This window comes from Marinilabilia salmonicolor JCM 21150 (assembly GCF_000259075.1).
GTDB classification, from domain to species: Bacteria; Bacteroidota; Bacteroidia; order Bacteroidales; family Marinilabiliaceae; genus Marinilabilia; species Marinilabilia salmonicolor.
In genome coordinates this window covers 85,417-112,248 of record NZ_AJKI01000003.1, presented here as the reverse complement: position 1 = coordinate 112,248, position 26,832 = coordinate 85,417, and the positions used below count along the sequence as shown (strand labels likewise).

38 protein-coding genes and 1 tRNA gene are annotated in these 26,832 nt (G+C 39.0%); 30 read left to right on the top strand and 9 right to left on the bottom strand.

Annotated elements, in window-relative coordinates:
- Position 1 precedes the first annotated feature (1 nt).
- The 27 genes from W7W_RS0104045 (at position 2) to W7W_RS23430 (ending at position 18,845) form a co-directional block, all read left to right on the top strand.
- Entirely contained in the window at positions 2-256 is a 255-nt protein-coding gene (locus W7W_RS0104045; protein ID WP_010662558.1) for a hypothetical protein, read from the top strand.
- A 268-nt stretch (positions 257-524) separates the two neighbouring features.
- Complete coding sequence (locus W7W_RS0104035) at positions 525-761, top strand: hypothetical protein (protein ID WP_010662556.1); 237 nt, start codon at positions 525-527, stop codon at positions 759-761.
- A gap of 210 nt (positions 762-971) precedes the next feature.
- Complete coding sequence (locus W7W_RS0104025; protein ID WP_010662554.1) at positions 972-1,160, top strand: hypothetical protein; 189 nt, start codon at positions 972-974, stop codon at positions 1,158-1,160.
- Positions 1,157-1,441: a hypothetical protein gene (locus W7W_RS0104020; RefSeq protein WP_010662553.1), complete on the top strand. Its 285-nt coding sequence runs from the start codon at positions 1,157-1,159 to the stop codon at positions 1,439-1,441. The genes W7W_RS0104025 and W7W_RS0104020 overlap by 4 nt, the downstream gene beginning before the upstream one ends.
- On the top strand, positions 1,431-1,811 hold the full coding sequence (locus W7W_RS21645) for an HNH endonuclease signature motif containing protein (protein WP_010662552.1): 381 nt from the start codon (positions 1,431-1,433) through the stop codon (positions 1,809-1,811). The genes W7W_RS0104020 and W7W_RS21645 overlap by 11 nt, the downstream gene beginning before the upstream one ends.
- Positions 1,798-2,019 carry a hypothetical protein gene (locus W7W_RS0104010; protein ID WP_010662551.1) on the top strand — a complete coding sequence of 74 codons (222 nt, stop codon included), beginning with the start codon at positions 1,798-1,800 and terminating at the stop codon, positions 2,017-2,019. Before W7W_RS21645 ends, W7W_RS0104010 begins: the two co-directional genes overlap by 14 nt.
- A 118-nt stretch (positions 2,020-2,137) precedes the next feature.
- Positions 2,138-2,437, top strand: coding sequence for a P27 family phage terminase small subunit (locus W7W_RS0104005; RefSeq protein ID WP_010662550.1), 300 nt, complete (start codon positions 2,138-2,140; stop codon positions 2,435-2,437).
- Between the two features lie 10 nt (positions 2,438-2,447).
- The gene (locus W7W_RS0104000) at positions 2,448-4,169 is read left to right on the top strand and encodes a terminase large subunit (RefSeq protein ID WP_010662549.1); all 1,722 of its coding nucleotides are present in this window, start codon (positions 2,448-2,450) and stop codon (positions 4,167-4,169) included.
- Between the two features lie 5 nt (positions 4,170-4,174).
- Positions 4,175-5,416, top strand: a complete 1,242-nt coding sequence (locus tag W7W_RS0103995; RefSeq protein ID WP_010662548.1) for a phage portal protein — start codon at positions 4,175-4,177, stop codon at positions 5,414-5,416.
- Complete coding sequence (locus W7W_RS22760) at positions 5,409-7,070, top strand: HK97 family phage prohead protease (protein ID WP_010662547.1); 1,662 nt, start codon at positions 5,409-5,411, stop codon at positions 7,068-7,070. The genes W7W_RS0103995 and W7W_RS22760 overlap by 8 nt, the downstream gene beginning before the upstream one ends.
- A 77-nt stretch (positions 7,071-7,147) precedes the next feature.
- Positions 7,148-7,663, top strand: coding sequence for a head-tail connector protein (locus tag W7W_RS21635; RefSeq protein WP_010662546.1), 516 nt, complete (start codon positions 7,148-7,150; stop codon positions 7,661-7,663).
- Positions 7,663-7,980 (top strand): phage head completion protein, encoded by a 318-nt coding sequence (locus W7W_RS0103980; protein WP_010662545.1) that lies wholly within the window; start codon positions 7,663-7,665, stop codon positions 7,978-7,980. Before W7W_RS21635 ends, W7W_RS0103980 begins: the two co-directional genes overlap by 1 nt.
- Before the next feature lie 2 nt (positions 7,981-7,982).
- Positions 7,983-8,435 carry a hypothetical protein gene (locus W7W_RS22755; RefSeq protein ID WP_010662544.1) on the top strand — a complete coding sequence of 151 codons (453 nt, stop codon included), beginning with the start codon at positions 7,983-7,985 and terminating at the stop codon, positions 8,433-8,435.
- Between the two features lies 1 nt (position 8,436).
- The gene (locus tag W7W_RS0103970) at positions 8,437-8,832 is read left to right on the top strand and encodes a DUF3168 domain-containing protein (protein ID WP_010662543.1); all 396 of its coding nucleotides are present in this window, start codon (positions 8,437-8,439) and stop codon (positions 8,830-8,832) included.
- Between the two features lie 31 nt (positions 8,833-8,863).
- Positions 8,864-9,301 (top strand): phage tail tube protein, encoded by a 438-nt coding sequence (locus tag W7W_RS0103965; RefSeq protein WP_010662542.1) that lies wholly within the window; start codon positions 8,864-8,866, stop codon positions 9,299-9,301.
- A 64-nt stretch (positions 9,302-9,365) separates the two neighbouring features.
- The gene (locus W7W_RS0103960; RefSeq protein WP_010662541.1) at positions 9,366-9,623 is read left to right on the top strand and encodes a hypothetical protein; all 258 of its coding nucleotides are present in this window, start codon (positions 9,366-9,368) and stop codon (positions 9,621-9,623) included.
- A 77-nt stretch (positions 9,624-9,700) separates the two neighbouring features.
- The gene (locus W7W_RS0103955) at positions 9,701-9,964 is read left to right on the top strand and encodes a hypothetical protein (RefSeq protein ID WP_010662540.1); all 264 of its coding nucleotides are present in this window, start codon (positions 9,701-9,703) and stop codon (positions 9,962-9,964) included.
- Positions 9,965-9,966: 2 nt separating this feature from the next.
- Positions 9,967-11,670: a coiled-coil domain-containing protein gene (locus W7W_RS0103950; RefSeq protein ID WP_010662539.1), complete on the top strand. Its 1,704-nt coding sequence runs from the start codon at positions 9,967-9,969 to the stop codon at positions 11,668-11,670.
- 2 nt (positions 11,671-11,672) lie between these two features.
- A complete protein-coding gene (locus W7W_RS0103945; RefSeq protein WP_010662538.1) occupies positions 11,673-13,751 on the top strand; it encodes a hypothetical protein in 2,079 nt (692 codons plus the stop codon).
- 1 nt (position 13,752) lies between these two features.
- Positions 13,753-16,104 (top strand): pyocin knob domain-containing S74 family peptidase, encoded by a 2,352-nt coding sequence (locus W7W_RS0103940; RefSeq protein ID WP_010662537.1) that lies wholly within the window; start codon positions 13,753-13,755, stop codon positions 16,102-16,104.
- A gap of 4 nt (positions 16,105-16,108) precedes the next feature.
- Positions 16,109-16,324: a hypothetical protein gene (locus W7W_RS0103935; protein WP_010662536.1), complete on the top strand. Its 216-nt coding sequence runs from the start codon at positions 16,109-16,111 to the stop codon at positions 16,322-16,324.
- 2 nt (positions 16,325-16,326) lie between these two features.
- On the top strand, positions 16,327-16,518 hold the full coding sequence (locus W7W_RS0103930) for a hypothetical protein (RefSeq protein WP_010662535.1): 192 nt from the start codon (positions 16,327-16,329) through the stop codon (positions 16,516-16,518).
- A gap of 1 nt (position 16,519) precedes the next feature.
- The gene (locus W7W_RS0103925) at positions 16,520-17,878 is read left to right on the top strand and encodes a hypothetical protein (RefSeq protein ID WP_010662534.1); all 1,359 of its coding nucleotides are present in this window, start codon (positions 16,520-16,522) and stop codon (positions 17,876-17,878) included.
- A gap of 10 nt (positions 17,879-17,888) precedes the next feature.
- Positions 17,889-18,176, top strand: coding sequence for a hypothetical protein (locus W7W_RS0103920; RefSeq protein WP_010662533.1), 288 nt, complete (start codon positions 17,889-17,891; stop codon positions 18,174-18,176).
- Positions 18,177-18,201: 25 nt separating this feature from the next.
- A complete protein-coding gene (locus W7W_RS23435; RefSeq protein ID WP_157202436.1) occupies positions 18,202-18,378 on the top strand; it encodes a hypothetical protein in 177 nt (58 codons plus the stop codon).
- A 25-nt stretch (positions 18,379-18,403) separates the two neighbouring features.
- Positions 18,404-18,688, top strand: a complete 285-nt coding sequence (locus W7W_RS0103910) for a hypothetical protein (protein WP_148660829.1) — start codon at positions 18,404-18,406, stop codon at positions 18,686-18,688.
- Positions 18,672-18,845 (top strand): hypothetical protein, encoded by a 174-nt coding sequence (locus W7W_RS23430; RefSeq protein ID WP_010662531.1) that lies wholly within the window; start codon positions 18,672-18,674, stop codon positions 18,843-18,845. The genes W7W_RS0103910 and W7W_RS23430 overlap by 17 nt, the downstream gene beginning before the upstream one ends.
- Positions 18,846-18,900: 55 nt before the next feature.
- Here the strand turns inward: W7W_RS23430 and W7W_RS0103900 are convergent, their stop codons facing one another.
- Entirely contained in the window at positions 18,901-19,737 is an 837-nt protein-coding gene (locus W7W_RS0103900) for a phage antirepressor KilAC domain-containing protein (RefSeq protein ID WP_010662530.1), read from the bottom strand.
- A 27-nt stretch (positions 19,738-19,764) separates the two neighbouring features.
- Positions 19,765-20,556 (bottom strand): hypothetical protein, encoded by a 792-nt coding sequence (locus tag W7W_RS0103895; RefSeq protein WP_238532125.1) that lies wholly within the window; start codon positions 20,554-20,556, stop codon positions 19,765-19,767.
- Between the two features lie 578 nt (positions 20,557-21,134).
- Between W7W_RS0103895 and W7W_RS21625 the strand changes: the two genes are divergently transcribed.
- The gene (locus W7W_RS21625; RefSeq protein WP_148660830.1) at positions 21,135-21,407 is read left to right on the top strand and encodes a hypothetical protein; all 273 of its coding nucleotides are present in this window, start codon (positions 21,135-21,137) and stop codon (positions 21,405-21,407) included.
- A gap of 243 nt (positions 21,408-21,650) precedes the next feature.
- Here W7W_RS21625 and W7W_RS0103885 read toward each other — a convergent pair.
- Positions 21,651-21,734 (bottom strand) — tRNA-Leu (locus W7W_RS0103885).
- Positions 21,735-21,982: 248 nt separating this feature from the next.
- On the opposite strand from W7W_RS0103885, the gene W7W_RS21620 reads away from it, so the two are divergent.
- Together W7W_RS21620 and W7W_RS22750 are read left to right on the top strand one after the other, a co-directional pair.
- A complete protein-coding gene (locus tag W7W_RS21620; protein ID WP_010662527.1) occupies positions 21,983-22,327 on the top strand; it encodes a carbohydrate-binding domain-containing protein in 345 nt (114 codons plus the stop codon).
- A gap of 102 nt (positions 22,328-22,429) precedes the next feature.
- A complete protein-coding gene (locus W7W_RS22750; protein WP_010662526.1) occupies positions 22,430-22,684 on the top strand; it encodes a T9SS type A sorting domain-containing protein in 255 nt (84 codons plus the stop codon).
- A 165-nt stretch (positions 22,685-22,849) separates the two neighbouring features.
- Here W7W_RS22750 and W7W_RS0103865 read toward each other — a convergent pair whose 3' ends face one another.
- From W7W_RS0103865 to W7W_RS22745, 6 genes are read right to left on the bottom strand one after another with little or no spacing between them, the layout of a single operon-like run.
- On the bottom strand, positions 22,850-24,046 hold the full coding sequence (locus tag W7W_RS0103865) for an outer membrane beta-barrel protein (RefSeq protein ID WP_010662525.1): 1,197 nt from the start codon (positions 24,044-24,046) through the stop codon (positions 22,850-22,852).
- Positions 24,047-24,061: 15 nt separating this feature from the next.
- On the bottom strand, positions 24,062-24,592 hold the full coding sequence (locus tag W7W_RS0103860) for a lipocalin family protein (RefSeq protein WP_010662524.1): 531 nt from the start codon (positions 24,590-24,592) through the stop codon (positions 24,062-24,064).
- Between the two features lie 15 nt (positions 24,593-24,607).
- Positions 24,608-24,823 (bottom strand): DUF5808 domain-containing protein, encoded by a 216-nt coding sequence (locus W7W_RS0103855; RefSeq protein ID WP_010662523.1) that lies wholly within the window; start codon positions 24,821-24,823, stop codon positions 24,608-24,610.
- Between the two features lie 31 nt (positions 24,824-24,854).
- The gene (locus W7W_RS0103850; protein ID WP_010662522.1) at positions 24,855-25,301 is read right to left on the bottom strand and encodes a putative quinol monooxygenase; all 447 of its coding nucleotides are present in this window, start codon (positions 25,299-25,301) and stop codon (positions 24,855-24,857) included.
- A gap of 7 nt (positions 25,302-25,308) precedes the next feature.
- Positions 25,309-26,013, bottom strand: a complete 705-nt coding sequence (locus W7W_RS0103845) for a transglutaminase-like domain-containing protein (protein WP_010662521.1) — start codon at positions 26,011-26,013, stop codon at positions 25,309-25,311.
- Positions 26,014-26,065: 52 nt separating this feature from the next.
- Entirely contained in the window at positions 26,066-26,809 is a 744-nt protein-coding gene (locus W7W_RS22745) for a helix-turn-helix domain-containing protein (RefSeq protein ID WP_010662520.1), read from the bottom strand.
- Between the last annotated feature and the right edge of the window lie 23 nt (positions 26,810-26,832).

Genomic DNA, 26,832 nt, shown 5'->3' with positions numbered 1-26,832 from the left:
GATGGATAGACTACAACAACTTTTTGATAGATATGATGGTGATATTCTGGTAAGAATTACCGGATATGATAAAGCCATAATTGGTGTTTGCGATCACTCCCAGAAGGTTATCTACTCCCTCCATAAGATAATAAGCATACTTAAGGAGAAGGATGGAATGACACTGGAAGAGGCTATGGAATGGTATGAATACAATATCTCCGACGTCAACTTCGGTCAGCTTATTATAGCTGATGACCTGTACTTAATGAATTAAAATTGAGATAAAATGAAAAAGTTTTTTACCAAATTGATACTGTTCTTAGTAGAAAGTACAGTGGTGTTTTTAGCTCTACTGTTGTTGGGCTATATATCAAAAATAATAGCATTAATCACTCCGCTAAAGTTTGCCACAGATATTACTTTAATATGTGTATGTATTACAGTTGCTTTCCACCTAATAGTAAAGGTTGGAAAGTGGATGCTTAAAGATTAGTTAAAACCTTACCTCTAACCCACTTTAACTAATCTTAAAGACAACAATAATGACAAATCAAACAAAGATCCCAAATCAGGATAGTGCCATACTTGGAGTTAACCAGAAAACAGGACAATACATTTACTCCTTAAATGGATTACTTAAAAATTTGGAAGAGTTTCATAACCTGGGACCAGATGAAGCTACAAACCTGTTTATAGTAAGAGGTTATTTGGATTCTGATGAGTGGATTATCCTTAACGATAACTACAAATATGGAAAGACTCCAATCGATTCCCTTTAAGGGAGAGAAAATGAAGTTTATGAAAGGTTTCGACAGAGCTATTCTGGGCTTTTGCACCAAAACAGCTAAGGTGTGTTACTCCTTGAATAAGATGGTTGAAATTCTTGAGAGAAAGGATATGGATAGATCTGAAGCAACAGACTACATCCTATTACACACAATGAACAATGATAAAGTTATAATTATTCGATAACCCTAAACAATATTAAGATGGAAGATCAGAAGAAACAATATAAGAAGGTGGATGTACAGGTACTCCAGAATCTTATTGAAGTAATTGCCAGAAGCAAAACTGAATTAACTTTCCTCCAGATACAGGAACTAATCAAAATGGTCCAGGAATCTGAGAACATTGCTGAAGAGGAAGTTGAAACTCCTGAAACAGAGGAGGACAAATGATGGACAGGCATAAGGCGTTTAAAGCTCTTTACAATGCCCTCCTTCTTAAACTACTTATTATTCCGGTTCTCTTTTTAGTTGAGCCGGGATTCTTTTTTCTCTATCCCACTACCCTTATACTCGATGTGTTAATCACTGTATACATGATACTATACAGTAAAGGTATCATTCTCAAATGGGAAACCAGGTGGAAAAATGAAATGAGAAAAGCCAGGATAAGAAGAAAGGAACGGGAAGAGTGGCTACAATATTACCGTAAAGCTCGTGGCTATGGGCTATAAGTTTAAATGGGAACAGCAGAAGCACAAACATAAGGATGGGATGACTGATGTTTCCCAGGCAGGATTCTATAATACATCTGCTTGGAAGAAACTCAGGAATGTCTTCATCAAGACCTACCCTCTATGTAAGGATTGTGAGAAGCAAGATAGACTGGTCCCTGCAAAGTATGTGGATCATATTGTTCCCCTGACTCTTGAGAACTTTTGGGAGTATGGCTTGGACTGGAATAATCTACAAAGCTTATGTGCCAAATGTCACCAGAAGAAGACCAACAGGTCTAAGACTAACTCTAAGTACAGTGCCACTAACCTACAACGTGGTAAAGAATTACAGAATAAGTTTAACGATTTCACAAATGGAAACAAATAACGAAACCACAACTACACCCGATGCTCCGAAGCCCAAGCAACCTAAGAAGAAAAGAAAATCTTATGAGTATGCTGCTGTTTACAAAGGTAAAGGTGGACGAAAACTTTGTGCAGGGATATTCAAAAAAGAACCTGAAGCTAAGAGTGTTCTTAGGAAGTTAGGTGTTCATAAAAGCAACTATTTAATTGAGAAAGTTGAGAAGGGATAGGGGGTTGATTGTAGTGAATTGACAATCAGCCTGATACCACACCGCCCCATCTTTTTCACAAAATATCGATTTTGATTTTGAAAATTAGGCAACCCTTTAACCTTAAAACCTCACCACTATGATTCAAAGACAATCACTCATTAAACTCCTTAAAGAGAAGAGGTTATATGAGAATCATTACAGCCCTATCATAGATAAATTATATGAGACAGAGGAACTCATAAAGATTGCCAAAAAGTCGATAAAAGATGAGGGAATCAATATTACATCTACCCGGGGTAGCAGGAAGAACCCTGCAGTTGATTTGATAACTCCCCTACTCCGTGAATTTAGAACTCTCTGTTCCCTTCTGAAATTATCACCAAAGGATTCCGGTCTGGAAGCTATTGACAATGATGATGGGTTTGATGATATTTAAACAATACTAAATGAAACCACTGAGACTTATCAAAGCCCTCCCGGAGTTTCAGGATGAAGTAATACGGAGGGCTTTTCAATACGAAAAGGATGTACAATCCGGCAAACAGATAGCCGGAAAAGACATAAAGAAAGCGGTAAAACGCTCAATAAAGCTTAGGAAGAAATACAGCTACTCAGAGAAGGAATTCAGACGGGTAGCTTCTTTATTCTACTATATGTACATCCCGGTCGATGACCGACCTACACAATTCCTCCCTGCTCCCTGGCAGTGCTGGATTCTATTGAATCTATTTACAATCATTAATCCTGCCAATGGTAAACGGGTTCATACAGAAGCTCTGGTGTTTGTATCCCGAAAGTCAGGTAAGACAATGTTTGGAGCAGCTCTCTCATTGATATTCCTTACCAAGTATGGTGGAATGCAAGCGGAATGTTTTGGAGCTGCTACAGTCCAAAAACAGGCCAAACAATTAATGGATTACGCCAAAGTGATTGTCCGGAACTCTCCTTCTTTAAAGTCCAGAATCGAGGCTTACAGGGACGAACTCCATTATGACGATGGTGGTTCAATGCATACATTAATGCAGCTTTCAGAACAACAGGCTGAACGTGCCGATGGATCCAATCCTTCCTTCTGCCTGTATGATGAGGCACACGCATTTAAAAATGATGCTCTGAAGGAGGTTGTGGTAACCGGTATGGGAGCCAGACCAAACCCACTATTCTTAACTGTTACAACTGCAGGATTCTTCACTGTAGGGTATCCATTATTCACTCAGGTTGAACTTGCAAAGAAGGTGCTTTCCGGAGAGATTGAGGATGACAGTACATTCTATGCAATCTACTCCCTGGATAGTGAGGAAGAAGCTAAGAATGATGATATCAAAATTCTGGAGAAAGCTAATCCAGGTTTAGGAACAGCCGTATCTCCGGACCGGTTGAAAGCAATGAGAGATAAAGCACTCCTTCTCCCTTCAAGTTGGAAAAACTTTTTGGTGAAAAACTGCAATATCTTTCAAACAACAACTGAAGATCCATTCATTTCGGATGAACATTTCACTAAATGCTGTCAGGAGGTTCCCTTAGAACAGCTTAAAGGAGCAAGAGCCTGGATAGGACTTGACTTATCACAGTCTGTTGACCTTACAGCTTTCACTGTATTGGTTGAACATCCCGATACAAAGATGCTACACACTATTCCGTACCACTTTTTCCCCGGAAAGCAGGAAAATAAAGTGGTACGTGCTAACGGAGTTGACCTTACAGAGTGGATTGAACAGGGATACATCATTGAACATGAGGAGAGAATTGACCTGGAAGACGTGTATCAAAAGCTTCTGGAGGCTATTTCCCTGTTTGATGTTCAAATGATTGGATATGACCCTTACCACGCCTGGGATTTGTTAGCAAAACTTCAAGCTAATCTTGACCTGGCTCACTTGGAAATTGTTCCGGTCTCTCAAAGTATAACCACAATGAGTACGCCCACGAAGTATCTGGAGGAGCTTGTAATCAGTCAGGATATTAACCTTGGTCTTAACCCTGTATTGAGATACTGTAATTCCAATGCAAGGATAAAGCACTCTCCCACTTCCAATCTGATAAGAGTTACTAAGGATGAACAGCTTAATCCGATTGATAGTATTATCAGTACGATTGTGGCACTGGCAGTTTATATGCAAACTGAATTTGATACCCTAACCCATCTAATGAATAAAAACGAAACCTAAACCCTATGAATTTTTTTGACCTTTTAGCCGGGTTCGGAGGTGGTAGTCCTGGAACTAAGATACGCTACGGTGTTTTTAGCAACAAGGAGGACGCTGCTGTAGAACCTGACAATCTAACTGTTCTATATACTTGCGTAAAGATATTGAGTGAAAACTTCAGCCGGGCTCCAATCTTAGTAAAGGATGGGAACGGGAAAGTAGTTCCTCATAAAGTAAGTGATCTATGGAACAACAAACCAAATGACTGGATGAACCCACAGACCTTGAGGTCTACATCAGAATGGGAACGGAATATCTTTGGTAACTCCTTTATGGAAATCACCCCGAATGGACTTGTTTATCTCCCTGCTCAGGAACTTTCAGACTATGAAATCCAAGGAGGAAGACTCAAATACAAACTTACTCCCATCAGTAATCCGAGAAACAGAGACCTTCGGGTAAGCCGGGAAATTGAAGCAAAGAATCTGCTCCACTTCCGGGGAGTCAGTAACAATGGAGTATTTGGATTATCTCCTCTGAGTGCTGCTTACAGCACACATCAGTTGATGCAGAATGCTACACGTACTGTCAGTTCTTTCTATAAGAACAACGCGATGAGTACCCACGCTGTTGAAAGGACTATTCCTGCAGGTGGAAGTTATCAAAACGTTGTGGCTGACAGGAAACTATTCCAGGAACAGAATGCCGGTACTGATAATGCCGGAAATACCATCCACCTGGGACTTGGGGAAAAGATTGTTCCCTTGGCTGTAAAGTTTGCTGATGCTGAATTGATAAAAACCTTAGAGTTTACAAGGGATACTATAACCTCCCTCTATCAGGTCCCAAACTGGATGCTTAGTGCAAACGACAGCCAACAAAATGTAGAGCAACAAACCTCTGTATTTGTCTCCGGAACAATGGCAAACATAGCCAATATTTATTCCAATGAGATTGCCTTTAAGATGCTATCTAAAGAGGAGATTCAGAAAGGTTATACGATTGAATTTGACCTGGATAGTCTCAAGGAAGTAACCTTTGGAGATAAAGTAACAGCTCTTAAGGATGCCGTGAACAATGGTCTGATGACTCCTGACCAGGCAAATAAGAAACTTGGATTTGAAGGAGTTCCCGGAGAGTTTGGTGGATATCACTTCACCCAGGCTCAAATGATTCCTTTAGAACGATACTCTGAGTTCAATCAACTACTGAAGGACTCCCCGAATGTAGATAAAAGCCTAACCGATAATCGATATAAGAATGAGTAGAATAATTGTAAGGCAGGAAAATGATGCCACAATCCTTGAGTTCTACGCCTCGGTTTTCAATTCCAAATCAAAACCTATTACTGAGAAAGGAAAGACCTTCCGTGAAGTTATTCTGCCAGGGACCTATGATGTTACTGATACATCAAACACTCTGGCAACTCTCTTCCACGATAAAAATAAGATCATAGGTCGCTCCCGTTCAGGAACCCTCAAGCTTGAAGTAGATGACTACGGCCTCAAAGCGGTCGTGAATATGGGGTCAACCCAACTTCACAAAGACACTATTGAGCAAGTTGAAAGAGGAGACCTGGATGAGTGTTCCTTCATCGGTCGTGTGACTGATTGGAATGAAAAATACGAAGACGGAGAACTTATCAGGTACATCAAAGCAATAGACTTGCTCAGAGATGTATCCATAGTCTCAGAAGGCGCATACGCTGGTACTAACCTAATAATCCGTGAATTTATGGAGAACGAAAAAGAACAAGTTGAAGCCCGGGAAAATGAAGAGGTGGAAACTGAAGAAGTAAAAAATGAGGCTCCCACAGAAGAGCCCAAAGAAGAAAAGCCCTCTGAAGAGGAAGCTCCTGAAAAAACTGAGGAAGCTGAACGTGAAGAGGAAAAACCTGAAGAGCCTGAAAAGGAAGAGAAGGTTGAAACTCCTGAAAAAGAGGAGAAACCTGAAGAGGAGGAAGAAAAAGAAGAAACTGAACCCTCTGAAGAAAAAGAAGTAAAGCGTGATTTAAACAATAGTATTAATACTAAACCCGAAACTCAAATGAACAAATTTGAATTGATTCGTGAAGCTGCCAACGGACAAGGTGGCTCCGTAATGATTGAACGTGCTGCCGTTGATGGTGATAGCACATCTATGTCTAAAGTAGTTGCCCAAGGTGTTGGAGAACTCAGCATTATGGGTAAAGAACCCGTATGGTCAAAAATGGGAGTTGATTACAACCCCAACGCAAAAGGAACTTACCTCCTGCCCTTCCAGGATCCTATCGTAGGTGAGAAGCTTGCTGAATTGGCACCGGTGACCAAGGATACCGTTACTCCTGATGGAACTCTGGTTCGCGCCCGTAGGTTTACCACTCAGAAAGTTGTAACCCTTGAAACCATTGCATCTGCTTCAGATGAGTATTTGTCAAAACTGATTTCCGATATGGAGAAAGGTTGTGACCGTCAAATCTCTGCAGAAGTTTACACCAAAGTTTTAGCAGGTGCTTCTGCAGTTTCCGAAGCAGATATCTCAAAAGGTGGTTTTGATGCACTCCAGGCCGGTGCTGAAATTGACGGAGAAGGTTCATTCCTTGCTAACCGTAAGACTTTCTTCGAAGCTAAAGGAACTCCCATCGATGCCGGTTCCGGTCGTTTCCTTGCTGAATTGAGTGATGCTGACAAAGGAAAAACCTACGAAGGTTCTAACTTCTGGTACAGCACTCTGTTCTCTGATGGAGAAAATCAGAAGTTTGTCGCTTATGGTGATTTGTCAAAAATCCACGTTGCCGACTACGGTATGAATGAGGTTATCATTGACAAGGTAACTAAAGCCGGAGAAGGAAAAATTGTCATCACAGTCAATAAACTGGCTGATGTGGCTCTGTTGAATCCTGCTGCTTTTGCTAAGTCAGGTGACCTGGACGCTGCTGTCTAGTCCTTCCATCTATATATCTCAGAATAGGGTGACGTAGAAATACTCACCCTATTCTCAATACCTTAAACCTAACCCTTATGCTGACAAATAAGATAATTACCTCATATCAGGTAACTGTTGCAGATGTGAAAAAGCAACTAAATATTGATGCTTCATTTACTGAAGATGACAGTTATATAGAATCTCTGATTGAAACTGCAGAAGATTTCATTTCCGGAGAAATTTCAGCAGATGTGGAGGTTACTACAAACACTTTAACATTAAAGGAAGTGTCAGGGAGTGTTCACATCTATGAAGCTCCTTTGATCTCTGTAGAATCTGTCAAATTAGATGGAGTTGAAACCACTGACTTTACTGTTAATCCTTTCTGGTCTCACTTTGAAATAACTCTTCCCGATGGAGAGTACGAAGCTGTGGAGGTTGTATTCAAAACAGGATATCTGAAACTCCCTGCAGGACTCAAACAAGCTGTAATAATCAAAGCTGCCAACTTATATGACCCGGAAAGGTCAGACTTGATAGTTGGAGTATCGGTTTCCAAAACCGGTGTTATTGATTCCCTGATTAGTAAATATAAAAGGAGGTACTGGTAATGAGAAGCGGTGGAATGAGACATACAATCGAAATCTGGACTTCCTCTAATACATCTAACGAGTATGGAGAGACAGTTCAAAGTTGGTCAAAAGTAAAATCAACCCGGGCCCAGGTTACAAAGCAATCCGGTTCTACAAATCTGAAAAACTCTGAGGTATTCAACTCAATGACTATCAAAGTTGAGGTATGGAACCACCATAGTTTGACTGAAGTCAATAGGATCAAATGGAAGGAAAACTTTTACAGTATTGATTTTATTGAGCCTTCTTATGATGATCGAAAACAGGTACTTCATTGTAATCGAATAAATCAATAAGTATGAAACCTGATGTAGAAATCCTTAATCTCAATGAGATTGATAAGATGTTTGATGAACTCCTCCTGACAAGTAAAGAGGGAGCTTCCATCAAAAGAGCTACAATGAAGGACTCCCTGAAGCCCATTGTTAAAGATGCAAAAAACAATCTAAGATCCTCCGGACACAATAAGACTGGTAATCTGTTGAAAAGCCTAGGAGTTATCGCTAAGGTGCGTGACAATACTGCTTATGCTGCCACAGGTGCCAGAAAAGGCCCAGGTAAAGGAAACCATTTCCATCTAATCAACTCCGGAACCAAAGTCAGAACAACTGCTACTGGAGCTAACCGTGGAAGTGTTAAAGGATCAAAATTCTTTGACAGTGCTGTTACCAGTAACATGAGTAACATTCCCAAAGAACTGCAGGAGGCTTTTGATCGCAGGATGAAAATATTTATGGATAAAAAATACTGATATGCTCAATATAGGACTTGCAGTGAACTATCTGCTAAAGAATAACCCAAACATTACTTCTCAAGTTGGGAGAAATATATTTCCTCTTGGGGTTCCTAATGTGGATGAAACCGGCTCAAATGTCGAATACCCTTTAATTATTTATGGAAGAAGTGGTGTGGATCCTGATTACTATAAAGACCAAAGTAAAAAGGATGCTGTAACAGTAACCATAGATATTTGGGCAAAAAGCTACAAACAAGTGATTGAAATCGCTACAGATGTTAGAAGTACACTTGAAAATAAGCAAGGAACTTTTGCCGGTGTGAGAATACAAGAATCTGAAATGATTTCTGCCAGCGAAGCTTTCGACCTCCCGGCTTACTATGGACAAATACTAACTTTTGAATTCAAATAAATAAACAAATTAACCCTAAAAAAGAATAACTATGGCTTTTAAAGATGAAATAATTACTGGAGTAAACATGATACTGAGTGTGGATGGTGAAGCACTCGGAAGTTCCTCAACTTGCTCTGTTGAAATCAATAGAAATACAAGAGATGTTGGCTCTAAAGATACTGGGATTTGGGACGCTTTTGCTGCTGGAACAATGAACTGGAGTATGAGCTCGGAAAACTTTGTGAATTTTTCAGGAACAAACGGATTCAGGCAAATGCTCCAGGCAATGAAAAAAGGTGACCTTGTTGATGTTGCTTGTGAATATGATGAGGATAAAGAAGGTATAAACACTTACAAACTCTCAGGCAAGGCATTAATTACAAGTCTTCCTTTAACTGCTCCACGAGGGGAAACTATGACTTTCACAATTAGTTTTCAAGGAAGTGGAGAGTTACTTGTGGCCGATTCTGCTGAGGATGCAGTCTAAGTCTAACACCCTAACCCATAAGCCTTCTCCTTAACCGGAGAGGGCTTTTTAATAGATGACAAGGATGAAAAAACTTAAGATAAAATTTGATGGTAAACGATACGAAATCAGAGAAGCTTTAGAACCTCTACTTCTTTTGGAAGAGGAGTATGGCTCTCTTAATAATGTTCCTGATACCCTCAAGGCTCAACTAAAATATTTCTACTATCTATTGAAAGGATGTAATGATGTATTTAATTACTCCTTTGAAGATTTTGTAAGGCTACTCCCCTACCAAAAAGGTCTACTTGAAGAACTAAAACAGTTCACTGAAAAAAAGTAGACTCCCACGACAGCGAACCAGACGAAGACCAATCTGATAAAACATCTATTCGAGAAACAGTCTCCCTCCTGACCATAATGATTGGTCTGGACAGGAAATATGTTCTCCGGGAAATGGATGCCAAAGATATAGAAGCTGCCTTCAAAGCATACGACTATAGCAGCCGGGAAGATTGGGAGCAGACCAGAATCCTGGCTTACAATATCGTTGCTCCTTACATGAAAAAGGAACAAAATATCACCTCCTTTATGCCGTTGCCGTGGGATAAAAAACAACCAACTGTAAAACCTCATACTCGTGAGGACTTTGAAAGACTTAAAAAACGCTTTAACCTCAAATAACTATGGCAAAGGGATTTAACATTAGGGCCTGGTTGGGTTTGGATACCAAAGATTACGAAAAGGGTGTCTCCAGAGCCAAAAGGCAGACAAGACAATTTACCAAAGGACTCAAAACATCAATGAAAGGGGCTGCTGGTGCAGCCGGAGGTTTCTTAGATAGGATGACTGGAGGTGCTGTTACTGGTTTCACCGATATGTTCAAAGGAGTAAAGATGGCATCCAAAGGGATGAAAGGACTCCGTGGAGCTATAATAAGTACCGGAATTGGTGCTCTGGTAGTGGTTTTAGGTTCTTTAGTATCCTACTTTACTCAAACAAAAGCTGGAGTGGATCTGGTGTCAAAAGGGATGGATGCTTTTGGTGCTGTAATGGATGCCATTAAATCCAGAATAGCACAGGTTGGAGGTGCCATAGTTAAACTCTTCCAGGGAGATTTCAAAGGAGCATATAACGATGCCAAGGGTGCTTTTAGTGGATTTGGGGATCAGATTGAAGATAACTACAATAAGAGTAAAAAACTTTCTGACAGAGAGGCTCAACTAAAGAGAGATCAAATTAAATGGATTAAAGAGGAGAAAAGATTACTCAATGAGAAATCTGAACTTCTCCTTAAATCTAAAGACAAGGAAAACTATTCTGCTGAACAAAGACATAAATTTGAGAAGCAAGCCGGTGAAATAGTAAGGAAGGTTGGTGAAGAAAAGAAAAGACTCCTGGATGAAGAGATTGCTACCCTCAAGGAGCGACAGGCCCAGGGAGAAAACACCTATGAAGATGATAAGGCTCTGGCAGAACTGGAAGCTCAGAGAATGGATGTTCAGAAACAAATGAATGACCAACTCCGGGAGATAGAGAATAGGCTTAATACTTCCCGTAATGAGCAGGAGAAAAACACTCAGCAAGCTGAAAAGGAAGCTGAAGCCTGGCAAAAATCACTGGAAAGAGTACTGGCCCTCAATGAAGCTCTTAAAGAGGAAGTAAACTCAGGTGGAACAGAACTGGATGATCAGTATGACTTTATCACCCCTCTTGAGCAGTACCAAACTAAACTCAAAGAACTCCAGGAACAACAAAAGAAAGCCTTTACTCCGGAACAATATAAACAACTGCAGGAAGAGATTGATGCTACTCAAGAAAAGATGGATGAGTTTAAAGGAAAAACTCAGGAAGTAAATGAAGAAGTCAGTGCATCTTTCAGCGAAGTAGGTGAGTCTATTGCTAACTCTTTTGGGATTGCCAAAGATAGCTTTGCCGGGTTTGCTCTGACTCTGATGGACACTCTCCCCCAACTTGGGGACCAGTTAAATCAACTTGGAGCGCAACAATTACTCATGTCCAAAAAGAAAATTGCTGCAAAGCAATCTGAAGCTATTGCATCAGGTACTGCTTCTGCTGCAAGTGCTCCTTGGTTTATGACTCTACCAATGATTGCAAGCATTGTAGGAACAATCACATCTATATTCTCATCCCTACCAAAATTTGAATCAGGTGGTATCCTGGGTGGAAACTCTATGACCGGTGATAAACTGCTATTCCGTGGAAACTCAGGAGAAATGATTCTCAATAGAGGTCAGCAAAGAAACCTTCTGAACATGATTAATAAGGGAGGCACTGGTTCCGGAGGTCAGGTCCAATTTGAGATCAAAGGAGATAAGCTAGTTGGTGTACTAAAAAACCACAATAATCGAACAAATTCATATAGATAATTATGGCTTGGAATATTAAATACTACGGGGAGTGGAAGGATTTTGACGGAAACTCAAATCGATTGGAAATACTTACGGAGAAAACCGTGACAGCAAAGGAAATCAATGTTAATTCATTTGTAATTGATTACCCGGGTATTGATTTATTTGGTGAGCAAGCTGTTTATGGTTGTGGTGCCAAAATTGGTATAATGAGTGAATCAAAGCTCTTCTACTTAGGAGAGCTTTATACCATAGAGCCAAAAGGGTTACAAGTAAGGCATTATCTTAACTCTTCCTTAAACTACATCGGATATTTAGACACAGAACAATACACTGATGACTTCAGCCAAAGGATAAATTACAATATAGAGCTGACTTCAAATAATGGTTTCGCAGTTCTGGATAGAATAAAGATGGCTGATGAATACAACCAAGTTCTTACCGGGGTGCATAGGGCTGTTGATGTAATAAAAATGGCTCTAATTAAGTTGAGTATTGATTTCAATAACATCTACATAGGGCTTTCTACAAGTTTGGAAGGAGGTTTACCCTCCAATGAAACTATACTTCATAAGCTCTTTGTGAAGAGTGGAAATTACATTGATGAAAAAGGGAACGTTATGAGTTCTCGTGAAGTTATCAATGAGATTTTAGTCCCCCTTAGTGCAAGGATGTATATTCAAGGTAATGACATTTTTATTGTTGATATCAATGAACTTGCAAACGAGAGTCTGACCCTCAAAAGTTTTTCTTTTGAATCACTCCTCTATGGAGAGACTATTGTCATTAATAACAGCAATGATATTGACACTCGATTAGGAGGTTACTCTTTATCTATGCAACCAGGAGTCAGCAAAGTTGCCGTGAAGTTCAATAAGTATGTATATGAGTTACCTAGGGATTTTGAGTTTAACTTCGATAATAAGGTTAGTGAGATAACACGTACAAACGAAGATGAAATAAACTTTATTGAGAAGGAATACACAGCACAAGAGGGTATTGTACTAAGTGACTCCAAACTAATTAGTCTAACAGACACAAGCCAGGCTGATAAAATTGACTATTTCATCCGAAGTTCCGGTTCAACAATCCCTTCCTATGATCCAAGTATCCCTTTTGATGTTCCTGTCTCATTTACAGTACATACAGGTATTTATCCAGTTTCCTCAAAAAATCACATAAAATTAGGTTTTAAAATGATGATTGAGGACTTGGATAATATTAATAAAGAGTACAATGTGCAAGCATTGTATTATAGGATTAATTACAGGTTTAGATTAGGGGATAAAATATTCTTTAATAATAGTGTTGCAAACAAAAGCTGGGAAACACAAACACTCGTTGATGAACAAGGAACCCCGTATTCAGCTACGAGTATCACACATTATCCACAATACTCAATAGATATTAACAAGTATTATGATGCACATAACTACAATACAGAAGGTTTATTTGCTAAACTAAATAATGATGAAAGTGCAAATGAGCAATTAACTTCGATAGATGGTGATGATGAATTATTAATTGAATTCATTATTCCACAACCTATTCAATTATTCAGGGGTTCGGGTGAGTATTGGGGGGCAGATAAAAACCTTAGAATTCGGGTAAAAGACATCCAAGTTACTATTATGGCTGAAGATGAGTGGGGTAACTTATATGGGATAGATAACACCGATGATGAGTATGGAGGTAATATAGATGCTAATTATATAAATGACCTGAAGATAGAGACTAAACACGGGACTGATTTAGAAGATAATTCCAGAGGTGGCTTCATCATTAAGTTAAGTGGTAGTTATACAGATTCAGATTTTGCTACGAATAATAGGCTTGTAAATCTCAATTCATTGATAAGGGCGGGGTTCACTGGAACAACTGAAGAGCTTCTGTTAAGAACATACTTGTCAAATCTGCAACAAAGTAGGTACATACTCGACTGCACACTCCCAGGTTATCATTCCTTCTTTAATACTTTCACTTTTGATGTTTTGAAGAGAGACACTACCCCAGTCAGAATGCTTCCAACCACGATGTCCGTTGATTACATGAATTCAACAACAACCTTAACCATTAACGAGATTGTAAAAGACCAATAATATGAATCTGAATATAAATAAGATAAAAGTACCTGCTCAAGGAAGGAATGGAGACTATAAATTTAAGTCCTCTGGCTCTTCCTCTGCAGTTTCTTCCGTTGTATCTACTTCCGGAAGAGGTAGTTGGTTGGATGAGTTCTTCGAATATAATGAGGAGCTTGATTTCCTCACTGTAAAGAAGACATTGGCATCTAACTTTAACCTTGTTGCCTATGCCGGAAGTGGTGTTGATATTCCTACAATCTGGGAACAGATGCCAAAAGCTTCAACCACAGCGTATGGGGGTGTTAAGATTGGAACCGGGATAAGTGTGACCAATGGTGTTATTTCTCTTGATGGTTCTTCACTCTCTCCCCAAGTCCTCTCCCTATCCGGTTCTACTCTTTCCCTTGACGGAGGTGGTGGAAGTGTTAATTTGGGGACTATCACCCCTGATTTGACCGGGTATGCTACTGAGAACTGGGTAGGGTTGAATTATTTAGGTAAGACGGCTAAGGCTGCGGATGCTGATAAATTAGACGGGTTAAATTCATCTGTTTTTTTCAGAGATTTTGGTTCAGGAACTTATGACTTAAATACAGTTTTAAATTCAGGAGCATACAAAGTATCTACAAATTCAACTAATGTGCCGGGAGCACTTCACGGGCAATTACTTGTAGTATATGGAGGATCGGATACTTCATTCCAAATGTATGCAGAGTATTCAAATCAGGATATTTTTTGGAGAGGTGGAAGCGGAGCTCCGGCATCTATTACGACTACTTGGAATAAAATTTGGCATTCAGGTAATGATGGTGCTGGCAGTGGGCTGGATGCTGATAAAGTTGATAATTTACAGGCCTGGCAGTTTTTGCGTTCAGATGCAAATGATACAATGAACGCTAATTTAACAATTTCAAGTCAAAACGTTGACACTCTAACCCTTAGAAGAGGTAGCGGGAACCCTTCAATAACCTTTTTAAATGATTCTGATTCAGAAGCTAAAGCGGTTATTTATGGCCCTTCATATGGTGATGGACTTCTATTTAGGGCCTACTCAAATGTTACAAATGGCACTTATAAAGAGATGTTATTTGATGAGAATGGCCGTTTAGGCATAAATACAACTTCCCCCACCGAAGCCTTAGACGTTAATGGGAATATTAAAGCAAGTGGTAGTTTAATATTTGGCTTAGATACTCAAATTGTTGCTGGTACTGGCAATGTTTCAACAGGCATAGCCGTAAAAGCAATTAATAATCCAGCAGCCACATACCCCATTTTTGCTGTTGAAAGTTCAGGGAGTGCAACTCGTTTCGGCGTCACTCAGGATGCGGGGGCGTGGTTTAGGAATGGTGTATCAATCGGTTATGCGTATGATACTGGTGATATGCCAAATTTGGGAGGTGGAAAATTACAGGTTGCTGGTGATATTGTTACTGATAGTAACTTAGACGTTAATGGGAATATTAAAGCAAGTGGGAGCATTTATTCGAATGGTACACAAATAAGAATAAACAATGGTGTAACATTAAGACAATCAAACACAATAGGAGTAATTGAAAATTATGGTGGTGGTGCATTGTATATTTACGGGGGTACTAATGCAACAGGTAGTCAACCAATTTTAATTGCCCCTGCAAATACAACTGATACAAGAGTTGTAACATCTTTAAAAGTTGGTTCAAACACAGCACCTTCTGAAGCCTTAGACGTTAACGGTAATGGTTTGTTTTCAGGCAATATAGATATTTATAATTATGGATTTAGAAAAAGAATAGGGAGTAACTTGTCAATTCCAGGAGATGCAACTTTGCAATTTCAAACAGAAAACAATGCATTAAATAGGCTTTCAACACGCATTTTAATGCGTGGGGCAAGTAATTCAGATATTGAATTTTATGATGAAAACGAAAGTGAATATATAAGATTTGATGGGACTAATAAAAGATTAGGAATAGGTACAATCACCCCCACCGAAGCCTTAGACGTTAACGGCAACATCCTCGCCTCCGGCAACGTCACCGCATACTCCGATGCCCGGTTAAAGCATATCATCAACCCTACGGCTTCTGTAATTGACAAAGTAAACCAGTTAACTATTTACGATTACTACCGAACCGATTTGGAGAATAAGAGTATTCGTACCGGTCTTATGGCACAGGATCTAAAGAGGCTTTTCCCTCAATTTGTTCTTGGGGAAGAGACAGAAAAGAGTTATCTTTCTATTAACTACGCTGAATTTGCCACAATGGTTGCCGTTAAAGGTGTTCAGGAACTGGACGTAAAAATCAAATCTAATACGGAAATAATACGTGAATTAACCAATCGGGTGCAATCACTCGAAAGTGAAATACAACGCTTAAAAAACTAAGTATATGAAGATAGTAGTATGTGAAGGTCAAATCGAAGTTATCGAAAGGGATAACAAAGAGGAATTGGAGTTATTGACCGATAAAGATGTAGCGCTCCACGGAGTTGGGACAGACCTTTTAAAGGTTAACGGCGGAACATTTGATACTGTTGCAGCTTATGCCGATACAGGTAAGATTTTAGACGATTATTACAAGGAACATAATAGTAAAAGACGATAGACATGAAGATATTGACAGACAGAGAGGGAAACATACACATCACAGAAACGGAAAACCGGGAAGAGCTATTCCTTGAAGCCGGTCGAGAAGTATATGTTTATGACAACGGCCCTACTCACAAACAAGAGGGAGGCCCGTTCGATGAAATAACCGCTTACTCCGATGAGGGTGAGGAATTGAGAAAGGAGGCTTGATATGGCACTAATAGATAAGAGCCCTGACGTAGCGGAGATAATGAATGCGCTTGGAACTTCGAGTAGCAATATTCAAACTCTTTGTCAGCATCCGAATATTAATAAATGGGCTAGATATAAGCCAGTAAATGCCCCTAATTATAGGATGGACGTACCATTTAATGAACTTGATAATGGGATGAAATATGCTAACTATGGTCTTATTCCTAAAGAGCTACCAAATATTGTTAAAGCCAGTATAACGGGTATTGGTGGAGCAACAGTCGATGATCCGCTACTCATAGAAGAGTGGGGGCATCAAGTAAATTTAGCCCCACATAGATTAGGCGATTTTAGAGGATATAATAAGGATGCTGTTCCTTTTATAAAAAATGTTTTGCCAGTTAAGTGGTATTCACTTATTGAATCTTTAGAGGATATTTCATGGTATCCTGATTTTAGATGGGGGGATGGATCGCAAGATGCAATAGGAGCTAATACATTCAATATGGAAATACCTTTAAATAGGTTGAATATTAATGGCTTAGATTTTGAAACATCTGAATGGCGGTTGGGTTTAGCAATAATAAATAGTCATAATTTCGCTAATAATGGAAGTAAATATTATATAGCAAGCTCTGTTAAAGCAATAAAAGATTTTACAGATCCATCAGATTTATTTGTTAAGTTCCATTTAGATTACAACCTCAAATTATATTTAGATCACTTAACAGAACTATCTGCAATTCATGAATTAACTGCAATTCCTTTCATCGCATACAATCTTGAGTATGTGGAAGGGGCTGCGAACCCATATTTTGAATGGCTCTCAAACGGGCGCGCATTCTGTTTTCCGGGAGGTGAACAGTCCATTAAGTTTCGTGTTTATGGAGGGTCTTTTGGACTGGGTTTGCAAGCTGGTATTATGTCTGTGAAGTTTATTATAGATGGTAATACAACTCACTATATAAATTGGAGTGGGACATCATTATCACCAGAATTACTCGACAAACCAACACATCAATTAACAAGTGAATTTACTATCATGTTAACTAATGATACTGATAGAATTCAACAAATTGATATAAGTAAATTAAGGAATAGGCTTGGTCCTACTATAGAATCTATTGGTCAAGCTTACTATAATAATACTGACGATAATTCAGACAACAACGTATACCTTTCTCCCGGAGAAGGGAAAGTTATAAAAATTACATGCTATGAAAGCAACACAACATCATCAACTCCATTTATTGATATGTTTTCAAATATGCCCTATTATTCAAATAACATTATAAATGTTATCAATCTGGAGTTTGGAGTTTCTTATGATGGTTACTCGATTCCTAATCATAGATACGCAATGATTGGTTTAACTTAAATAATAAATTATGGCATTAGTATTCAAATCAAAAACAGAAAACATCGAGGTAGCAGAAACACACAATGATTTCTCCCTCATGTACCGATTTCAAATGAAAGACGGTAAGTTAACCGGGAATCTTTCAGGAGAAGCACGAATTGACGGTCGCACCGTGTACTATATGAGTACACATGATGGTCAGAATTTCAATAGCAACTCAAATCAACAGGCATCGGATGACCTGGCCGGGTTGAATGAGAAAATGAAAGAAGACCTGGTTGCAGTTCACGCTGATCCCTTACTCTACGCTAATTAATCCAGTTTAACCTTAAACCTTAACAATGAAGAAGAACATCTTTAAAAATCTCGCAATGGTTCTAATCGGAATCATTGTGGGTATTTTCTTAACCCTTTACCTGGGACCTCCGAAAGTAGAATATCAAATCGATAAGATTAAAGCCAAAGGAGGTGGAATGATCGAGAATATCACTGATATTACAGGAAAAGATAAGAAGTAACCTAACCAACCTTAACCCTTTAAATATGGCAAAGAACTGGATAATGGGAGTAGTGGGAACCCTTACCTCCACTCTTATCGTTTGGATGGCTGTAACCCTGGCTTCCATTAAAACTGACTTAGCTCTGGTAGTTCAAACCGTAGAGCATACAAAAGAAGTTCTGGATGAACGAACAGGTAACCTGGAGAAGAAAGACGATATTCTAACCGTCCAATACAATGATATGCTCTTGGTTCAAACCAAACACGGACGAAGACTCATTCAAATAGAAACCCTCTTAGGAATGGCCCAAAATGAACAAACTAACTAGCATTTTAGGAGTATTGATAATACTGGCATCAGTAGCAACAATTTTTCTCAAGGACTACTCCTGGATGGATGTATCCTTTGGAATTGGCTCCGGAGCAGGATTGATATACGTTAAAAATAACAAACTGATGGAGACTATAAAAGACCTCCAAAAATAAAAAGAACCCGGCTCCTTAACAGGGGTCGGGTTTTATTGTTTTATGCCGGTTCTTACTAATTCGATTGGTACTTCTTAAAGAAGTATTCGGCTCCCTTGGGAGTGATATAGGTAACACTTCTACCTTCATGCAGCAAAGTATCCAGAACACCCATATTTACAAACCGTTGAAGTGGTTGATTCCACAATGACTTGGATGTACAAAGGAATCCATCTAACCTCATTTGCTTAAAAAGATTATTCCTACCTAAATCCAGGTTAAAGGTATTCGAGAAAGTTTTCAGGGAATAACCACCCTTCTCCCTGATAGCTTTTTCAACAATAGCATCGAGATTATTGACCTCTTTATTCAGGTCATCATTTTCCAACCGGAGTTCAATATTACTTTGAGCTATATGATTCATAGTATACCGGAATGTTTGTTTATAGATGTCACGGATACCTCTGTCTCTCCGGAGTGCAATATCCTCATAACAATCCAAGGAAATCAACAGAACCAAATTCTGAACACCATGCACTCGGCCTTTAAAAGGCTCTAACTTATTGATATTGACCACTCCCTCCATTTGGAGTAGGTGCTCATTATCAGGCAGTTGTGAGAAGATACTGGTTTTCAGTAGTTTATGACTAGATATTTCCATACTACTTAATTCCATATTCGGGTCAACTTTGAAGTATTCATAGTCCACACCTTGCTCGTAATTATTCTTTAGGAATTTCACCCCGTTCTTCTTCTCAGTAAAAAACTTCACCCAGGTATGGTCAAAATTCACCGGATACTTCACTTCCATTTGCTCCAGGAGCAGTAATTCTTTGTACCAGGCCATTAAACCTTCATCTGTAAATGTTTCACCTTGAAATTCTCCACCTTTGACTGTAAATGTCTTATTCATAACTTTTATTTTTAAGTTGTTTGTAAATTATTTATTCCAGTATAATCTGACAGTACGTGGGTCCACTCCAAGTATGTCAGCAACCTCTTTTTGGGTTTTATTAGGGTAGTTAGCTTTAATCTGCTTTACTCTCAGAAATTTATTCTCAGAAGTTGAGATATAAAGCCCTGCTCCGTGTTTAACTATTGTAGGTCTGGTGTAGTCTACGTTTGGTTCGAGATGAGCCATTGCAGGGAAGACATTGAAATTATTTTCCCGGTACTCATCTGATACCTCTTTAATCTCTTCGCGAATCGCCATGGAGTTAATAGAAGCCCTGGCAGCAACTTTTCTCTTAGATCTTTCTTTCCCAGTTAAAGATTCAATCTCATCACTATACCACCACTTCTTCTGAAACCCTGCTTTCCGGATATATGGGAGTGCATCTATTCCTTTATTAAAGAAGGCATCCAGAGCGTAATCAATAGCCTCTTCGACATCCTCCTTCATTGATAATAGTGCTTCATTCCCTTTCCAACGGATCATTCCATTAAGAGCAAACTTCACAACTTCAATACTAATATCTGAATTGTCATTTATAGAGTTATTATACTTCAATATTGCAGTTTGAGACATAAAATAATCAAATGGAGAGTAGTCAACGTGTTGTGAGTGAAATGAGGTAGACACTCCATAAGAGAAGCTGTAATTTCTCACAAATAGCTTCCCTTCCGCTGAATAATACACCTCTTGGTTAGGAAAAGGGGAAGGTGTCTTGTACTTCAGTTTTTGTTTTTCTTCCTGGACTTCAGCCCAAAGATTTCTGATTGGTTCATTCATATAACTTACTTTTGAATTTGTTACTAATAACAATTTACAAATAATTTTTCTCCCTTGCAAATTTTTCATTTTATAAGTTTTGGAACAGTTGAACTATTCCTTAAAGCCTTGTATTTATTGACGTGCAATGGGTAGGAAAAATTTGTAAACGCTATAATTATATAATTACTCCGTTTACAAAAATTTCCTCCTCTATATATGAGACATTTTACTTCGGAAGAAGAAGTAGTTATTAGTGTTGTAGCTTTATTATTACTCCTTTATTGAGGAAGTAGTTGTGCCATTTTAATACTTTTAAAATACTACACCCTACATATACACCTCTTTACTCCGGAAGAAGAAGGCTATTACAACACAATATGACCTCCTTACTCCCTTATGAGAATTTTATGGAGCATTATGGCAGTTATAGTGTAAAATCTTTTAGGGAGTGAGTAGTCTCATTAACCAAGGCATCTGGCAACAATCAGATCAAAGCCTATTTCAACCGTATCCTGGAACTCAAAGAATCCGGGGAGAAGTTCCCCGTGGATTTGGATGAGGTGTGGGGTTTACTCTACTCTCACAAGCACAAAGCTGTGAAAGCTTTAAAGGATGATGTGATGTTCACCGAAGGTCATGATTACCAGTGTTTAAACCAAAAAGTTGAATCAAAACCAACTGGAAGGGGAGGTGATCGCAGAAGCGTAAAATACATGCTCACCACCTCCTGTCTCGAATATTTCATCGCCAAGAAAGTCAGACCAGTGTTTGATGTTTACCGAACAGTATTCCATAAAGCTGTGGAGGAGCAGAAGAAAACTTTGAAGGTCCCCAAAGAGTTAAATAAAGTTAAATATTCGGATAATTGATGTTAAATAGAACCCCCATTTTTTCCTATTTTTAGCGTTTTCACAGTGATTCTCTACAAACCAAAGCTGATGGGGCTTCCAGAAGTTTGCTCCAGGAAGTTGTGATTGAAATTTTCAATCCATAAATTTGCTGTAACAGTTGATTTTTCAGTGTGTGTAGTACTCGGTAATACGTAGCGTAATACAAACAAAAAAAGAGAGCTGCAATCGACCTATTATCAGTCACTTACCGCTCTCTTACCGTGCCCAGTAAAGGACTCGAACCTTCACATCCTTACGGATACTAGTCCCTGAAACTAGCGCGTCTACCAATTCCGCCAACTGGGCCAATATTTTTTGGCTTGCCGTTTCGTTTAACAGCGGTGCAAATATAAAAACTAAATTTTTCTCTGCAACATCAAATCAGATTTTTTTTCAATTAAAAATAAGCTTAAACCGTTACTATTATTGATATATAGCTAAAACAATTTGTAAATCAGCACACAAAAAACGCTTCTTAAAGACAAAAGTACCACTCTTAAGGACAAAATTCCAACGCATCAAAAAATGGTAGTTGCGGAGGCTCCTACAGCGAGATGATGCACTGCGGAGGGGGCATTGGATTTGGAGACATCACCTACCACGGCGACGCCGGCGACAGCTCGGGCGGAGATACCGTAAGTGGTGACAACACCATTGTTGTAAGAGCACGGGGAACTGCAGGCGGAGAAAACCTGCGGGTTACAGTTGGCGGAAACGAAGTAGCCAATTACACCCTGAATAGCAGTTTTTCGAACCAGACCATCTACACCTCGGCCACAGGAGGAATTAATGTGGAATTCACCAACGACGGAGGCAACCGCGATGTTCAGCTGGATTATATTGAAGTAAATGGCGCCATTTGGCAGGCCGAAGACCAAACAACCAATACCGGTGTCTGACAGGATGGAAATTGCGGTGGGTCTTACAGCGAATGGATGCATTGTGGAGGGTATATAGGCTTTAATCCACTCCGCACCGCCTCGGCTGGCAATAAGGCGACCATGGAAGAAGAAAATCAAGAAACAAATGTAAGCATATACCCCAACCCGGTAGTAAACATCTTAAACATCTTTGTTGCTGCCAATGAAGAGGGCCCCTTCGAAGCTGTTATTTACAACACCAACGGAGCTGCCGTGAAGCAATTCCTTGCGCAACCGGGCAATAATCCAGTCACCCCAAGTGACTTACTCAATGGAATCTACTTTTTGTTGATTAGTGTGGATAACCAAAGCTTTAACCTGAAATTCCTTAAGTAGCCTAACCCTTTTTCCCAAGCCCTCAAAAGGTCGCTCTCAACAGGAGCGGCCTTTTTTATCGATATGGGCTGGGAACATCCTTCTCATACCTTAAAAGAATTAGTAAAAGGAATATCAGAATGGGTTTCATTTATCGGATTTTCTTACCATAAACAACCTCATCATTCAAAATAACCGAAGCCCGAGAATCACAGATATTGTCTGATAATCCGAGTTCCAATTAATGTAATCACTAAGAATCTCCCGGTTGGTTTGATATCTGAATTCAATGCTATATCGGTTATTGAATGTATAACCTGCTCCAAAACCCAGGTTATTTCTACCTCTGACATCCATAGCTTCGGCATGCTCAAACCCTATTTTTGAATCTCCCAGATTTATATCAATAATTATCTGACCGTTAACAAAAAGTTTAGATTGCTCATTCAGAAAAAAGTAATGACGCACGCCCATGGGGATTTCTAAGGACTGATAATCAATATCAGCATTGTCCATAAAAACCTTTTCTTTTACCTTATAGGATTGGTAAGTGGGTTCAACCACCAATGCCCACTTATTTTGATTGAAAGGCAATATAAATTCAGCTTCCAGACCTATCCTAAAACTACTTTGCGAACTCTCTGCATCCCGATGATCATAAAACTCATTTCTAATACTCAGCGTTGAGTAATTAAAACCGGGACGAACTGAAATATTAAAGAGATCTCTTCCCTCCTTTCGTTGTTGTTCAAAGTTTGTAAATTCTTCCTGATGACACTCGTTGTATTGCTGAAACAACCTGAGCAAATCACTCTTTCTATAACGAATATTTTCAAAACGATTGATCTCAAAGGAAGGGCATTTTAAATCGTTCCAGAGTTGTTGCCTGTAACGAGTATTCTCCCGTATTTTGGCGTCATCAGGGGCTTTATATTTTTTATAAATCAAAGGTTGAATTCCGGAATTAGCAACTTTGTAAAAATAGTTTGTTTGATAACCATCACTATACATAAATAAACTTGCAGCCCCCTCAATCAAAACATTTAGAAAAACTACTTCATTTTCATATTGCGGCTCACTGGTATTACTCAGACTTCCAACCTGATTCTCAGAAAGTTCCATGGACACCTCTTTCCTAATGTATTTTGAGGCTCCGTAAATACCAAAAGATTGAACATCTTGAATTGAGAGTATTTCCTCTTCTTCAGATTCATTGGTTTTCACTTCAATCTCAGTGGGATTTCGGTCCCAATCCATATTTTTAATCAGCAACTCATTCCGGGAACCGGAATTATCTGTATAAAAACCATTCTCGAAAGAAATCTGTGAATAACCTGTTAATGGGAAAAAAATTAAAAAGAAAGGAATTAATTTACTTTTCATCTGTTGAGTTTAGGGTTAATCATGCTGCGGCCATAGTAAATCAGAAGTATTATAGCCAATATCATCAGCAATTTTAAGATATTTTTCTTTTACATCATCAGGAACGGTCGTTTTTCTGCACAAAATCCAAAGATAGTCAAGGTTTTTGCCGGCGACCAAGGCAAACTGGTAATTTTCATCGATGGCAATGACATTATAGCCCGAATAAAACGGGCCGAAAAAAGAAACCTTCAATTTGGCTACATCTTTTTCACCCACAAATTTGGCTTTCCCGACTGCCTCCTGCCATTCCTTTTCAACAGTATTGTACCCCCGGTTAACTACCCTTATGCTTCCGTTCTCATTCCATGAATATTCAGCAGTAACATTGTTAAGGTTCCGCTCATATTTAAAATCCAGACGGGCAATCTCATACCATTTGCCCAGGTACTTTTCAACATAAAAGGGCTCTACAGCCGTTGCTCCCTGCGGAATGGTGCGACATGAGAAAAATCCAAATACCATCATGGGAATTATCAAAAAGAAAAGATTATTACTCCGTCTCATAATTAAGCTAATTTTTTACAACAAATAAGATGAAGCAATAATAATCACAATAATCCCTATCAATGTAATCCAGGAATAAGGGCTTGCAAAATTTAAAGTCCATCCCATTGATGGAATTTGTTTGGGAACCATCAACCTGGGGTCTTTCCTGTTGAAATAAAAAACACCTTTCCAATTATTGGGATTTCGGCTCATGCCATCAAGTATTTGCTGGTTTGGCTTGATTTTCATAACAATGAGTTTGAATGTCAAATTACTAAAATTATTGAACCGTCACAACTGATCTCAATTTCAAAAAAATATCGGGCATGGTTTCTTCGTCTATTGCTTCCATATCTGTCAATTTCAATGATTCAACCATATCAAGTGTGGTGGTTTTATATTTCTTAAAATGAGGCGTTTTCAAATGAGACTCGTAAGCTTCCTTGTTTCTGTAAATCTCAAGTATCCGAAACTCTGTTGAATCTTCCATCTGAAACATGGGAAATATAGAGATTACTCCAGGTTCCAGTCTTACAGATGCCTCTGCCTCTTCTTTAAGAATAGAAATATATTCCGACAAATAAGCCTGATGAATTTTTATTTCCGAAATCCGAATCAACATTTCATCAGGGCTCGCAGCTTCATCCCCTTGATATGAATCTTTGGTTGTTGTTTTACAGGAAATAACCATGAAAAGCATTCCCAACACTATAAAGATTTGCTTCATCCGTCTGTTAATTTATCTTTCTTCTTATTCTTTCCACATTTCTATTCATTAAATGTCGCACAAAATTTCGAAAAATCCATCTTTTTAAGGGGTTTAGTTGCTGGCAATGAATTTTGTAAAATGCATCGGGAGAGTCAAAAAGACCAAAATCCTGATTAATTCCTTTGTGTTGGATGTAGGTGTTGTTCCTGTTCCAATCGATTGGAGGATTGGAAAAAGAATCGGTGAAAGCACCATACCCGCAGAAAGTGGTTTTGCAATCGGGAAACCTCCTCTGCAATGCAGAAAGATAAATTTTATCCAAAATAACCCCTTCAAGGTTGTACCATCGATCCTCAAAATACACCTCTACCCAAGTGTGCAGAATGACTTGAGGGGACAAATGATACCAAAGTCCTGTTATTGCCCCTTTTTGCAATTCTTTATCGATGGTAAATCCATGAATCCTGGCCGGCACACCAACAGCCCTGAGAAGTGCCATCAGCAAATTGGATTTGGTATTGCACTGGCCGTATCCATCAGCCAGTACTTTTGACGCAGCAATATCATCATCAGTATTGTAACCAAACTGTATCTCATCCCTCACAAAATTGTAAATGCTTCTTATTTGGGTAATAGCATCCTGATCACCCCACTTCTTGCAGGATATAAGCGACTGAATACCTGGATGGTCATAGTCCAAAATGGGAGTTCTTTCTAAATACTTTTTCATAGTGTTCTTATTTTTGTTTCTACTAAGTACAAAAATCGAAAACACTACCTCCTTAAACTTGAATAAACCTGCTAAATTTCAATATTTGACGGGGACTAAAGCCAAAGTTCTCCCTGAAAGTTCTGCTAAAATGTGCACTATCAGCAAACCCAGCCTGATGTGCTGTTTCGGTCAGAGAATAGTTATTCATCAAAGGTATGGCATCTGTTAATCTTGCCCAAAGCTGTGCCCGCCGATAGGTCATGCCGGTCGCACCTCTAAACAGATGAAGGAATCTGTCCGGAGAAATGGCGCAAATTCCGGCAATCTCATCCAGAGAAACAACCCGGTTTATATGATTCGCCAAATACCCCAAGGCTTTATTAATCCGGTCATCTCCCCGATGAATAAAAGAGTCACAAAAACAATCATACGATCTGATCAAACCATTTATCATCGACCGACGTTCATCTATATCCATTGCTCCATCATTGAGAGTTGCCTGCAATTCCGCTACAAAGGGGTGATCGATTTCCGAAACAGTAGTATCAGCAATTTTATTCCAGAAATGACCAATCGTTGAGGCAGGATTGATGAGCAATAAAAACTGTTCTGCATCTGAGGTTATCCGATGAGAAATATTCGGTTTTATTAAAACGGGTGACTCCGTAGAGATGACTTTTTCCGATAATTCAACGCTAATAAAACCATTAATGGGAATGCTTAACTGAATGGCATAATGACGGTGCTTACGATTATTATCAAAACATCCCAAAAACCAACCAAAATCCCTTTCAATGTAAATTGCGTTTTCCATGAAATAATCAATAGTCCCTGTGA